The sequence below is a fragment of the Corynebacterium gottingense genome (assembly GCF_007559235.1).
GTDB lineage: Bacteria > Actinomycetota > Actinomycetes > Mycobacteriales > Mycobacteriaceae > Corynebacterium > Corynebacterium gottingense.
Map to the genome: position 1 here is coordinate 226644 of NZ_VMHH01000001.1, position 12809 is coordinate 239452.

Consider the following 12809-nt stretch of genomic DNA (forward strand, 5'->3'; position numbering starts at 1 on the left):
ACCCCTTTCAAGGAGGCAGCTCTTCATGACTCAGCCGGACCACGCTCGTGATGCGGGCAACGAAGAAAACGTTGACCGCGGTAGCCGCCGAAATCAGACCAATGACAATCCGTCGGCGGACCTCGTGCGCGTGTACCTCAACGGTATCGGCAAAACGGCCCTGTTGAACGCTGAGGAAGAGGTCGAGCTGGCCCAGCAGATTGAGGTAGGCCTTTACGCCCAGCACCTGCTGGACGATCCAGAGGTCACGCTCACCCGCGCCAAGAAGCGTGACATGAAGATCCTGGCCAAGGAAGGGCGCAAAGCGCGCTCCCACCTGCTGGAAGCAAACCTGCGCCTCGTGGTCTCGCTGGCCAAACGGTATACGGGGCGCGGAATGCCGCTGCTGGACCTGATCCAGGAAGGCAACCTCGGGCTGATCCGTGCCATGGAGAAGTTCGATTACGCCAAGGGGTTCAAGTTCTCCACCTACGCCACCTGGTGGATCCGCCAGGCCATCACGCGCGGGATGGCGGACCAGTCCCGCACGATTCGCCTACCAGTCCATTTGGTGGAGCAGGTAAATAAGCTCTCGCGCATCCGCCGCGAAATGTACCAGTCCCTGGGCCGCGAACCTACGAATGAGGAGCTCTCCGAGGAGTCCGGCATCGAGGAGTCCAAGATTGAGATGCTGCTGCGCCAGTCGCGCGACCCGGTGAGCCTGGATATGCCCGTCGGCGCGGACGAGGAGGCGCCGCTCGGTGACTTCATCGAGGACGCCGAGGCGACGGACGCCGAAGACGCTGTGGTCTCGACTCTGCGCCACGACGACATCGAGGACATCATCGCGGGTCTGGAGGAACGCGAACAGGACGTGATTCGCCTGCGCTACGGCCTGACCGACGGCGTGCCGCGCACCTTGGACCAAATTGGCCGCCAGTTCGGCCTGTCGCGCGAGCGCGTGCGCCAGATCGAGCGCGAGGTTATGGCCAAGTTGCGCGTTGGCGACCGCGCCGACCGGCTGCGCGACTACGCCTAAGGCACCGCGCGTACACTTGCAGGGCTTGGATGGTCTGTGCGCGAAATGACCCGCGCAGACCGTCTGCACAGAGTGACTCAGAGGGAGAGGCAGCATGCGTGATCTCGTCGACACGACCGAGATGTATTTGAGAACTGTATACGAGCTTGAGGAAGAAGGCATCACGCCGCTGCGCGCGCGCATCGCGGAGCGCCTTGAGCAATCCGGTCCGACCGTCTCGCAAACGGTCTCGCGCATGGAGCGCGACGGCCTGCTCGTGGTCCAGCCGGACCGCTCCCTCGCGCTTACCCCGGCGGGGCGCCAGCGCGCCACCGCAGTGATGCGCAAGCACCGCCTGGCCGAGCTGCTGCTGACCGACGTCCTACAGCTCAACATCGCGCAGGTCCACGACGAAGCGTGCAGGTGGGAGCACGTCATGAGCGAGGACGTGGAGCGCCGCGTCGTCGCCGTGCTGGGCAACCCGACCCGCTCCCCGTTCGGCAACCCGATTCCGGCGTTGGAAGAGCTGGACGCCACGCCGAGCTCCGAAACTGCGTACGGCACCCGCGCGAGCGACCTCGAGCTCGACGGCCCGACCGAGGTCACGGTGGTGCAGGTGAGCGAGATCTTGCAGCAGCTCTCCGCAACCGTCTCCCCGACTGTCGGCGTCGCGTCATTCGTCGGCTCGCAGGTCACCCTCGAGCAGCACGACGGCGGCGCGGTCATGCTCACCACCAAGGACGGCGAACGCGTCGAACTCTCACCCGAACTCGCGCACGCACTGCGCGTTGACCCAGTGGAGGATTAACCCGTGAAGCTTGTAGTCACCGGCGGTGCCGGCTACGTGGGCAGCGTATGCGCTGCTGTGCTCGTCGAGGCTGGCCACGACGTCATCGTCATCGACGACTTCAGCACCGGCAACCGCGACGCCGTCCCCTCCGGGGCGACGTTGGTAGAGGGCCATATTTCCGACGTCATCGACCGCGTCCTGTCCGCCGGCGACGTCGACGGCGTGCTCCACTTCGCCGCCCGCTCGCTGGTCGGCGAATCCATGGAGGTTCCCGCCGAGTACTGGCGCGACAACCTCGAGGTCTCACTCACCTTGCTCAACGCGATGCGCGCACACGGCGTGCGCTCGCTCGTGTTCTCCTCCACCGCCGCCACCTATGGCGAGCCGGAGGCAGTGCCCATCACCGAGGACGCCCCAACCCGCCCCACCAACACCTACGGGGCAACGAAGCTGTCCATCGATTACGCCATCACCTCCTACTGCCAGGCCTACGGCATCGGCGCGACGAGTCTTCGGTACTTCAACGTTGCCGGCGCGTACGGCGACTACGGCGAGCGCCACCGCACCGAGACGCACCTCATCCCCATCGTGCTGCAGGTCGCCCTCGGCCAGCGCGACGCCATCAAGATGTACGGCGACGACTGGCCCACCACCGACGGCACCTGCGTGCGCGATTACATCCACGTGAGGGATCTTGCCGACGCCCACGTGCTCGCACTCGAGGCGAATACCTCAGGCACCCACGAGATCTACAACCTTGGCTCCGGCGACGGCTACTCCGTCCGCCAGGTCGTCGAGATGTGCAGGGAGGTCACCGGCCACGAGATCCCGGCCGAGGTCGCGCCTCGCCGCGCCGGCGACCCGGCCGTGCTCATCGCCTCTTCGGACAAGATCAAGCGCCAGCTGGGCTGGAACCCCACGCGCACCGACCTGCGCACCATCGTCCAAGACGCGTGGGACTTCACCTCCGCCCGCCACGGGGGTGCTTGAGTCACGCCGCCTGCTCGCGGAGCAGGTCGTCCCACGACTCGCGGCACCCGGCGAGTGCCGTGTTGACCATCCCCTGCCCCTCGCCGATCGTCATCAGCTGGCGCTGCACCGCGGACAGCGAATGGCCCGGCACCTCGTCCTGGGCCGCCCGCAGCGCCGCGAACGCCCACGGCTCCAGGTCCGACGCCGTCGCTGCGAGCGCCCACAAGCTCAGCGCATTCGCACGGATGACACCCGTAAAGTTTCGCGCGATGAGCAGCAGCGTCTGAGCGGCCGTCGCGGAGTGCTCGAGGACGTCCTCGACGAGACAATCGCGCAGCTTGCTGCGGGACAGCAGCGAGGCCAGCAGGACAATCTCCTCGTCGTCGCGGAAGCAGTCGCTCAACTGCAGCGGTCGGCGTGACGTCCCCGCCGGAAACTCCGGGTTGCCCGCGCCGCCATGGATGAGGGTCACGCAGCCGTCCTCGATCAGGTTGATGGCGTCCCACCTGTCGCCGCAGCCCTCGTCGGCGCCTGCCGGGTGCGGCGCAAGTTGTTGGACGAGGCGGCGACCGGAGTGATACGCGGCGTCGTAAAGCGCGCGGCATCGGCGCAGGTCACCGGAATTGTCGGATTCGAAGAAGAGGTGCATGTCCTCGCGACGAAGCTCTGGAAGCATGCCATTGTCGAGCAGTCCCCGCATGGTTGGCGCGTGCACGATCGACGGCACGGTGCCGGAGAAGTAGGAGGCGGGGGCGGCGGTGCGCTCGTGGTGTGCGGGGAAGAGTTGAGGGCTGGTGGCGTCGAAAAGCAGGGTGTAGGGCGTGCCCGCGGCGATCTCGGAGACGTGCCAGCACGCGGCGAGCGGCGGGAGGTCGAGTTGGGTATCCAGAGACTGCAGGAAGTAGGCGGTTTCCATCGCCAAATCCGAGTTCGGGATGCGGGTGATGATGACGGCGAGGTGGAGGTCCTGGTGGGCGTCGAAAAGCGCGCGTAGCCCGAACGCGATCTGCTCCTCACTCGCCAGATCGGCGCGCACGATCGGACCAACCGTGTACGAGGTGGCATCCTCGTCGGCGTGGCTCAGACCGATGAGGACGAGGGATTCTTGCGGGTAGAAGCCGAGCGCGCCTGGGATGCAGGCGATGAGTTCGGCGGGGCCGTACGGCGGGTTGTAAGGGCGGTGGTCATTGGCGTCAAAGTTTCGTGATTGCTTCATACATATTGGACGCAAAAAGCACCGCCTCGGTTCCCTCGTACGGGAAACTTCTTTGCTGCGGTATCATTATTGCCACCTTGGCGCGGGACGCGTGGAATAGTTTCACCCCTGGCGTAGTTGTCTTTGATAATGCGAAAAGGTACGCCACCCGGCATTTGTCCGGGCAATGTGGCGTACCGCGAGATCAATTGGGAGGAAGCACATGTCTGATACGTCTCGCATGTATGAACTGGAATACCCGGCGCCCTCGGTCGGCGAAGAATCCGCGAACGGCCCGGCGCTCGTGGTGGCAATGCAGGGTTACGCCGACGCCGGCCACGCCGTCGAGGGAGCCGCCGAGCACCTCAAGGCTGCACTGGACTCCCGCACGCTCGCCACGTTTAGCAACGACGAGCTCATTGACTACCGCTCGCGGCGCCCCGCGGTGACCATTGCGCAGCACGAGATCACGGACATCGATGACCTGCAGCTGGACCTGCGTGTACTTCGTGACGAAGCAGGGCGCTCCTTCCTTCTCCTGTCCGGCCCCGAGCCCGACTTGCGGTGGGAGGCGTTCAGCGAGGCCGTGAGCGACCTGGCGCAGCGCTTCGGCGTCGCGCAGACGATTTGCCTCTACGCGGCGCCGATGGGCGCCCCGCACACCCGCCCGCTGGTCGTCTCGGCGCACGGCAACAGCAGCGAGCTGGTGGGCAACATGTACACCTTCGACGGCATGGTCACGGTGCCCGGCTCTGCTTCGATCCTCATTGAGCGCGCCCTGCACAAGCGCGGCAAGCCCGTCGCCGGGTTTACGGCGCACGTGCCCCACTACGTGGCGTCGTCCCCGTACCCGCACGCGACGTTCCAGCTGCTCCAGTCCATCGAGGATGCGACCAAGCTGAAGTTCCCGCTGCGCGCGCTGGAGTCGGACATCACGCGGGTGTCGCAGCAGCTGGCCGAGCAGATGGCCGGTTCCGACGAGATCGCCCACGTGGTCCACGCGCTGGAGGAGCACTACGACAAGGAGATCAGTGACTACCGCGAGCGCCACCCGCAGGCCATGATGCCGGGCGAGGCGCAAGTACCCAGCGGCGAGGAGATCAGCGACGCGTTTGAGAACTACCTCACCGCCATCGAGGACCGCGACCGCGTGCTCGGGCAGGACGAACAGCAGCTGAGCCTGCCGTTCGGCGACGACGAAAACAATTTGCTGATGGACCACTTCCTCATCGACCCTGAAGACACGGACGACGACGAGTAGGTTTCGCCCCTCGGCTACGGTGGTGAGCGTGACTTTATCTGACATGCTCGCCGATCTCGCCGACGTCCCCGCACCGCTTCTCGACGAAGCCGCGTGGGACTCCTTCCTCTCCTGGACCTCGTCCCGCGGTATTTCGCTCTACCCGGCTCAGGAAGAAGCGTCGCTCGCGCTGCTCGCCGGTGACAACGTCATCCTCGCCACCCCCACCGGCTCCGGCAAGTCCATGGTGGCCAACGCGGCGCACTTCATCGCCCTAACCCGCGGGCAGCGCACGTTCTACACCGCGCCGATCAAGGCGCTGGTCAGCGAGAAGTTCTTCGCGCTGTGTGAGATCTTCGGCGCCGAAAACGTCGGCATGATGACCGGCGACGCGACGGTCAACGGGTCCGCGCCGATTATCGCGGCAACGGCGGAGATCGTCGCAAATATTGCCCTGCGCGAGGGCAAGGACGCGAAGATCGACCAGGTGGTCATGGACGAGTTCCACTACTACTCCGAGCCCGACCGCGGCTGGGCCTGGCAGGTACCGCTTCTTGAGCTGCCGAAGGCGCAGTTCCTGCTGATGTCTGCCACCCTCGGCGACACCGCTTGGCTGGAGAAAGACCTCACCGAGCGCACGGGCCGCCAGACCACCTATGTCGGCGGGTCCGAGCGCCCCGTCCCGCTCGATTTCCACTACGTGTTCACCCCGGTCCACGAGACGATCGAGCAGCTTCTCGACGATGGCAAGGCCCCCATCTACGTCGTCCACTTCTCCCAGCGCGAAGCTACCGAGCGCGCCCAGGCGCTGACCAGCCTGAAGATCATCACCGACGAGGAGAAGCGGCGCATCGCCGAAGAGATCGGCTCGTTCCGCTTCACCACAACCTTTGGCAAGACGCTGTCCAAGCTGGTGCGGCGCGGCATCGGTATCCACCACGCCGGTATGCTGCCCAAGTACCGCCGCTTGGTGGAGCGGCTCTCACAAACCGGCCTGCTCAAGGTGATCTGCGGTACCGACACGCTGGGCGTGGGCATCAACGTGCCGATCCGCACCGTGGTGATGACCGGCCTGGCCAAGTACGACGGGACGCGCCAACGCATCCTCAAATCCCGCGAGTTCCACCAGATTGCCGGCCGGGCCGGGCGCGCCGGCTACGACACGGAGGGCACCGTCGTCGTGGAGGCGCCGGAGCACGAGATTGAGAACGTAAAGCTGCGCAGGAAGGCCGGCGACGACCCGAAGAAGCGCAAGAAGCTGCGGAAGAAGTCCGCCCGCGACGGCGAGGTCTCCTGGTCCGAGGACACGTTCAACCGGCTCACCACCGCAGAGCCGGAAGAGCTGACCAGTCAGTTCAGCGTGTCCAACTCGATGCTGCTCAACGTGGTGGCCCGCCCGGGCGACGGCTATGAGCACATGCGACACCTGCTGCGCACCAACCACGACTCGCGAGCGAAGCAGAACCGAGACATCCTTACCGCGGTCGACTTGTTCCGCGGGCTGATCAACGCGGGCGTCGTCGAGCGCACGCCCGACTCGCCCGCATTCCGCCCCTACACGCTCACCCGGGAACTGGACCGCGACTTTGCGCTCAACCAGCCGCTGTCACCGTTCGCGCTCGCGTTCCTCACCATCTTGGACCCCGAGTCCGACACCTACGCGCTCGACGTCATCTCGACGTTTGAAGCAATTCTCGACGACCCCCGACAGCTCCTCCAGGCGCAGCAATCCGCCGCCCGCGGCGAGGAAATCGCCGCGCTCAAGGCGGACGGCGTGGACTACACCGAGCGAATGGCGCTCATCGAGGACGTCACCTATCCGAAGCCGCTTGCTGACGAACTCGACGAGGCATTCGACACATTTTGCCAGGGCAACCCGTGGGCGAAAGAGTTCGAGCTCGCACCGAAGTCCGTCGTGCGCGACATGATCGAGCACGCCATGACGTTTTCCGACCTCATCGCCACGTACGGCCTCGCGCGCAGCGAGGGAGTGGTGCTGCGCTACCTCACCGACGCGTGGCGCACGCTGTCCCATTCCATCCCCGAAGCCAACATGAACGAGGAGCTCGAGGACATCATCGTGTGGCTCGGGGAATTGATCCGCCAGGTGGACTCGTCGCTTATCGACGAATGGGCGCACATGGCCGACGAAGACTCCCCCATCGACCAGGCGACGCTGGACCGCGAACTGGCGTTCGGCGTCGAGGACCCGAACGCCCTCACCGCCAACCGGCGCGCCTTCACCATCATGGTCCGCAACGCCTTCTTCCGCCTCGCCGAGCTTTTCGCGCTGGAGAAGGAGCGCGAGCTGGATGAAATGTTCGACTACCTTGACCCGGACGCGCGCCCCGACTTCCCCGCCGGGATGGACGACTACTTCGACGAGTACGACGACGTGGACACCGGTCCCGACGCTCGCGGGCCCGAGTACTTCCGGCTTGGCGACACCACCGGGCGCACCTGGGAGGTCACCCAGATCCTCAAGGACCCGGAGGGCGACAACGCGTTCCAATTCCACGGCGTGGTGGACTTGGACGCCTCCGATGAGGCGGGAGAAGTCCGGCTCCGATCTTTGGAATTGCGGGAGGGGTAGCTCTTTTGGGGGTAGCGTGGCGTCGATAAGCATGCCCCTTTTCTGTGGATAGACAGGTACGTGAGCTCGGCCTTTCTTGCGCGCCGCTGCATAACTTGAACAATATGCAGTGCGTAAAATTCATTCAGCGAACGTGAAGTTCGCCTCACTAGCGTGCGGTACATTGTTGTTCCAAACACAATCCGATAATTTGTGAGGAGTAACACAATTGACTCGTGCGCTCGTGATCGGCGCAGGCATGACAGGCCTGTCCACCGCATGGTTCCTGCAGGAATACGGGTACGACGTTGAGGTCGTAGACAAGATCGGCGTCGCGGGCGGCTCCTCGTGGGGCAATGCCGGTTGGCTCGCGCCCGGCAAGACGATCCCGTTGTCCAACTCCAGCCTCTGGGCATACGGGCCGACCGCGCTCTTCGACCGCAACGCCGCGCTCTCTGTTCCCGTGCGCGTCGCCCCGAAGCTGTGGGCGTTCTGCGCACAGTTCATGGCGCACGCCACGCAGCGCGCATGGGACAAGACCATGGCCGGCCTGACCCCCGCCGACATGGCCTCGCTCGCCGCCTTCGACGACCTCGAAGCGGGCGGCGTGACCTCCAAGTCCTACCGCTCGCCGTACATTATCGGCTTCGAGTCGCAGTCACAGGCCAAGGGCTTCCTCAAGGAGGTCGACGGGGCCATCCGTCACGGCCAGGAAATCCCGTTCGAGCCGATTTCGCTTGACGACGCCCGCGAGCACGCCCCCATGCTCACCGACAATGTCAAGGCCATCTACCGCATGCAAGGCCAACGCTTCATCGAGCCGGGCCCCTACTGCCAGGCCATCGCCGACTCGTTCACCGCGCGCGGGGGCACCATCACCACTGGCGCCGAAGTGACCAAGGTGACCTCCACCCGCAAACCTGCCGTGCAGCTGTCCACCGGCGAATGGAAGCCTGCCGACGTCGTCGTGATCGCCACCGGCGCGTGGATGCCCGCACTGGCGCGCGAGCTGGGCGTCACCACCATGGTGCAGGCGGGGCGCGGCTACTCGTTCAGCGTGGAGACGCAGACCGTGCCCGAATGCCCCGTCTACCTGCCGGAGCAGAAGATCGCCTGCACGCCGTACCAGGGCCGCCTGCGCGTGGCGGGCACGATGGAGTTCCGCGGCCCCGACGAGGCGTTCCAGCCGGGCCGCGTCGCCTCCATGATCCACGCGACGAAGCCGATGTTCCGCGGCATCGACTGGGACGACCGCCAGGACGAGTGGGTCGGCTCGCGCCCCGTCACCCCGGACGGCCTGCCGCTCGTCGGCGCGACCAAGGTGCCCAACGTGTACACCAACGGCGGCCACGGCATGTGGGGCATCGTCCTCGGCCCGGTGTCGGGCAAGATGCTGGCAAAGCAGATCGCCACCGGCGAGGTGGACCGCACCATCGAACCGTTCGACCCGCTGCGCAGCCCGTTCGCCGGCCTGTAGGCCAAACCCTGCGGGCATGCGTGCTGGCGCCAGGGGCGCTGGCGCTCGCGGTGGCTAGTGCGTGGGTCTTCGGTGCGGCGCGCGGGCGGTGTGGTCGGTGCCGGTTGGGGTGGCGTTTCCGTATGGTGAGACGTAGTAGATTCTTCCGTCCCGCCGTTCGGTGTGGCCCCGGGCACCGGTCGCGGCTTGCGAGTTGTGGTACTGGCACAACCAACCAAGGTTGGCGGGTGTGGTATCGCCGCCGTGGCGGTGTTCGCTCATGTGGTGGGCGTGGCAGCGTGTGGCTGGTACGGTGCAGTCTTTCCAGGTGCACGTGGTGGCGTCGGCAAGCATGATCTCGCGGTGTTTCGCCGAGGCGAAGCGCGCTTGATAGGCGTTGACGGGCCCGTCCATCGCGCCGATGAGGATGATGCTGCCGAGCCCTTCGAGTTGCATGCGCACGAATTCTTCCCCGGTGGTGATCACCCCGTTGGCGAAGTGGACCTCGACGTCGTCGCCGGTGCCGGTGATGATGCGTTGGTAGTCGCCGAGGTCCAGGTTGGCGGTAACCCGCACGAGGTAGTCGGCTTTGGGGCAGTCGTTTGCCAGCCAGCCGGTGATGTTGTCTTTTGCTGCGTCGTAGACGCCTTGGATGGCCAGGGCGGGACCGGTGATGCGCAGGGTGGCCATGCCGTCGCCGTGGTGGGTCACGCGCGCGGTTTCGGGGCGCGGGGGTGCGGGTTGGAGTTCGGCTTTCAGTTCGTTGGCAACGCGGGTGATGTGGGTCAGGTCGCCGGGAGTGTTGCACAGGGTGTCGATGTAGGTCCAGCGTGCGGTGGTGTCGGTGATGGTGCGGGCGCTGCGGGCGATGTAGGCGAGGGTGTCCAGGCGGTGCTGGTGGTGCTCGGCGCCGGTGTGGGCGCGGCGTTGGTAGGAGGTGTGGCTGGTTGTGCCACACAGTACGGTTGCGGCGGTGTGGAGTTGGCGGGCGCGGTCGCGTGGCAGGCCGAGGGCGGTGAGGTCCTCGAGGGGCATGCCAGCGGCCGCCGCGACAAGTTGCATGCCGCGGCGGTCGATGGATACGAGGTCTGCCAGTGCGTTCATGGCAGCCACGTTACCGGCTCTGAGCTGGGGAAACAACGGGTTGTGAGGTTTTACCCATTTTCGGCCTGGGAGGGAACCGCGGGCCGGTTTGGTGCGTCTAAATAGGGTTGGGGGTTTGCGTAGCGTCGATAAGCGAGCTGCTAGCGCGCTGCCTCGATCTCGATGGCCTGGGCAACGGCTTGCACGACGGCGCCGACCTTGACGCCCTCCCAGATCTGCTCCTTGGTCAGGCCCTCCTCGCGCAGCGTGTTCGCGTGGGCGACACTGCAATGCTCGCAGCCGTTGATCGCGGAAACGGTGAGGGACCACAGCTCGAAGTCGGCCTTCTCCACGCCCGGCTTGGAGATGATGTTCATGCGGAGGCCGAACTTAACCTGCGCATAGTCGTCGCCAAGCCAGCCCTTGGCGCGGTAGCCGACGTTGTTCATCGCCATCACGGTGGCGGCGCCGAACGCGGCGTTGAGGGCCTCCTCGGAGAGGTGCTCCTTCGCCTCGTCGGTAATTTCGGAGATGACGGTCGCGTTGCGGGTCGCGGCGGCGGCGGCGACGAGCGCACCCCACAGCTGCTGCTCGCTCAGCTCGGTCGAGCGGGTCAGCGAGCCGAGGTTCAGCTTCTGGTCCTTGGCGTACTCCGGCAGAGCGCCGCGCAGGTTATCAATAGACATTGGGTGTCCTTTCGGGTGATTGGTGGTGAGTAGACGAGCGCCCCGCCACTCCAGCGGTGCGGAGCGCGGGGCGGCTTCGTGCGAAGAATCGCGCTACTTCAGGGCGTCCTGAACCACGGCCATCTTGTCGATGTTCTTGGTCGGATCGTTCTTCTGCCAGTCGCAGGCGCAAACCTCCTCGGACTGCAGCGCGTCGAGGACGCGCAGGACCTCGTCGACGTTGCGGCCGACAGCGTCCGGGGTGACGGACACGAACTGGACGATGCCATCCGGGTCGATGATGAAGGTCGCGCGGTCGCACACGCCGTCAGCGTTCTCGACGCCGAGAGCGCGGATCAGGTCGTGGCGGACGTCGGCGAACATCGGGAACGGGATGTCCAGCAGATCCTCGTGCGTTGCGCGCCAGTTGAAGTGGGAGAACTCGTTGTCCGTGGAGCCGCCGAGCACCTGGGTGTCGCGGTCCTCAAACTCCTCGTTGAGCTTGCCAAAGGCGGCAATCTCGGTCGGGCATACGAAGGTGAAGTCCTTGGGGTAGAAGAAGACAATCTTCCACTTGCCCTCGTACTTGTCCAGGGAGACCTGCTCGAAGTAGTCGTCCGGGGAGGACGCGTCGGCTTCCTTGAGGTTGCCGCCCTTGAGCGCGGTCAGGTTGAACTCCGGGAAACGCTCCCCAACAGTCATGATCGGCATAGTGATTCCTCCATATAACTAGGGTGAATATGCGTACTGTGACGCAGTGAGTCACGAACACGTTCTCACGTCTTCTGCCACCCGAGTATGCCACAGCCCACCCGGAAGCTCAACAACAAAACCTATAAAGGTGCGGTATGGTGATAGGCATGAGCAATAAGGAATATAAACCGACGCTCGCGCAGCTGCGCACCTTTGTCACGATCGCGGAGCACAAGCACTTCGGCACCGCCGCGGCCAAGCTCGGTATCTCGCAGCCGTCGTTGTCGCAGGCCCTCGTCGCGCTCGAGGGCGGGCTGGGTATCCAGCTCATCGAGCGTTCGACGCGCAAGGTCATCGTCACCGCCGCCGGCGAGGAGCTCCTCCCCTACGCCACAACGACCCTCGAGGCCGCCGATTCCTTCGTCGCCCACGCGCAGGGTGCCCACGGCGTACTCAACGGCCCGTTGACCATCGGGATGATCCCCACGGTCGCCCCGTACCTTCTGGCGGATCTCCTGCCGCGTCTGCGGTCCGAGTATGAGAACCTGCAACCGCGCATCGTGGAGGAACAGACCGAGCGTTTGCTTGAGCAGCTTCGCGACGGCCGCATCGACCTCGCCATCCTCGCCCTCCCCACCGAGACTCCCACGCTCACCGAACTGCCACTTTACGACGAGAAATTCGTCGCCGTCACCCACGAGGATGACGCGCTCGCGGGACGTCGCGACCTGCCGCTCGCAGCCCTTGAGGAGCTCGACCTGCTGTTGCTTGACGACGGCCACTGCCTCCGCGAACAAATCGTCGACCTGTGCAAGCTGGCGAATGTGTCTCACCCCGCCGCCAACCAGTCGGTGACGCGGGCGGCGTCGCTCACCACGATCATGCAGCTCGTCGGAGCTGGTTTCGGCGCAACGCTGGTGCCCAAGTCCGCCGTCGCGAGCGAGTGCACCCGCCCCGGTATCGGGCTGGCGACCTTCGCCACCGGCGTTGGGGCGCAGCGGACCATAGGGCTTGCGTACCGGGCGTCGTCAAGCCGCGCTGAAGAGTTCGAGGCCCTGGGCGAACTAGTGAAAGCCGCGTACGCCGAGGCCGCCGCGCGCGGAGATGCAGCGCTCACGCAATGAGCTACTAAGCTGGTCCAGCAGT

The 12809-nt window shown here is 65.4% G+C and carries 11 protein-coding genes; 7 read left to right on the top strand and 4 right to left on the bottom strand.

The genetic code is table 11. The features are described 5' to 3' along the window. Window positions 1-25 precede the first annotated feature (25 nt). From FPH17_RS01115 to galE, 3 genes are all read left to right on the top strand, one after another. Entirely contained in the window at window positions 26-1018 is a 993-nt protein-coding gene (locus FPH17_RS01115) for a sigma-70 family RNA polymerase sigma factor (RefSeq protein ID WP_095278973.1), read from the top strand. 94 nt (window positions 1019-1112) lie between these two features. Beyond that, window positions 1113-1805 (top strand): metal-dependent transcriptional regulator, encoded by a 693-nt coding sequence (locus FPH17_RS01120; RefSeq protein ID WP_154878363.1) that lies wholly within the window; start codon window positions 1113-1115, stop codon window positions 1803-1805. 3 nt (window positions 1806-1808) lie between these two features. Then, window positions 1809-2777, top strand: coding sequence for a UDP-glucose 4-epimerase GalE (gene galE / locus FPH17_RS01125; protein WP_154878364.1), 969 nt, complete (start codon window positions 1809-1811; stop codon window positions 2775-2777). A 1-nt stretch (window position 2778) separates the two neighbouring features. Here galE and FPH17_RS01130 read toward each other — a convergent pair whose 3' ends face one another. Then, on the bottom strand, window positions 2779-3975 hold the full coding sequence (locus FPH17_RS01130) for a DUF4192 domain-containing protein (RefSeq protein WP_154878365.1): 1197 nt from the start codon (window positions 3973-3975) through the stop codon (window positions 2779-2781). Between the two features lie 202 nt (window positions 3976-4177). Here FPH17_RS01130 and FPH17_RS01135 point away from each other — a divergent pair, with 202 nt between their 5' ends. The 3 genes from FPH17_RS01135 to FPH17_RS01145 all read left to right on the top strand — a co-directional run bounded on the left by FPH17_RS01135 (window position 4178) and on the right by FPH17_RS01145 (window position 9243). Continuing rightward, complete coding sequence (locus tag FPH17_RS01135; protein ID WP_154878366.1) at window positions 4178-5215, top strand: PAC2 family protein; 1038 nt, start codon at window positions 4178-4180, stop codon at window positions 5213-5215. 43 nt (window positions 5216-5258) lie between these two features. Next, complete coding sequence (locus FPH17_RS01140; RefSeq protein WP_154878582.1) at window positions 5259-7787, top strand: DEAD/DEAH box helicase; 2529 nt, start codon at window positions 5259-5261, stop codon at window positions 7785-7787. 238 nt (window positions 7788-8025) lie between these two features. After that, complete coding sequence (locus FPH17_RS01145) at window positions 8026-9243, top strand: NAD(P)/FAD-dependent oxidoreductase (RefSeq protein ID WP_167496756.1); 1218 nt, start codon at window positions 8026-8028, stop codon at window positions 9241-9243. A gap of 54 nt (window positions 9244-9297) precedes the next feature. On the opposite strand, the gene FPH17_RS01150 is transcribed toward FPH17_RS01145, so the two are convergent. The 3 genes from FPH17_RS01150 to FPH17_RS01160 all read right to left on the bottom strand — a co-directional run bounded on the left by FPH17_RS01150 (window position 9298) and on the right by FPH17_RS01160 (window position 11681). Continuing rightward, window positions 9298-10326 carry an HNH endonuclease signature motif containing protein gene (locus tag FPH17_RS01150; protein ID WP_154878368.1) on the bottom strand — a complete coding sequence of 343 codons (1029 nt, stop codon included), beginning with the start codon at window positions 10324-10326 and terminating at the stop codon, window positions 9298-9300. Window positions 10327-10466: 140 nt separating this feature from the next. Further along, window positions 10467-10991: an alkylhydroperoxidase, AhpD family gene (gene ahpD, locus FPH17_RS01155; RefSeq protein WP_095277227.1), complete on the bottom strand. Its 525-nt coding sequence runs from the start codon at window positions 10989-10991 to the stop codon at window positions 10467-10469. Window positions 10992-11084: 93 nt separating this feature from the next. Then, complete coding sequence (locus tag FPH17_RS01160) at window positions 11085-11681, bottom strand: peroxiredoxin (RefSeq protein ID WP_095277230.1); 597 nt, start codon at window positions 11679-11681, stop codon at window positions 11085-11087. A 149-nt stretch (window positions 11682-11830) separates the two neighbouring features. On the opposite strand from FPH17_RS01160, the gene FPH17_RS01165 reads away from it, so the two are divergent. Further along, window positions 11831-12787: a hydrogen peroxide-inducible genes activator gene (locus FPH17_RS01165; protein WP_154878369.1), complete on the top strand. Its 957-nt coding sequence runs from the start codon at window positions 11831-11833 to the stop codon at window positions 12785-12787. The last annotated feature ends 22 nt before the right edge of the window (window positions 12788-12809 follow it).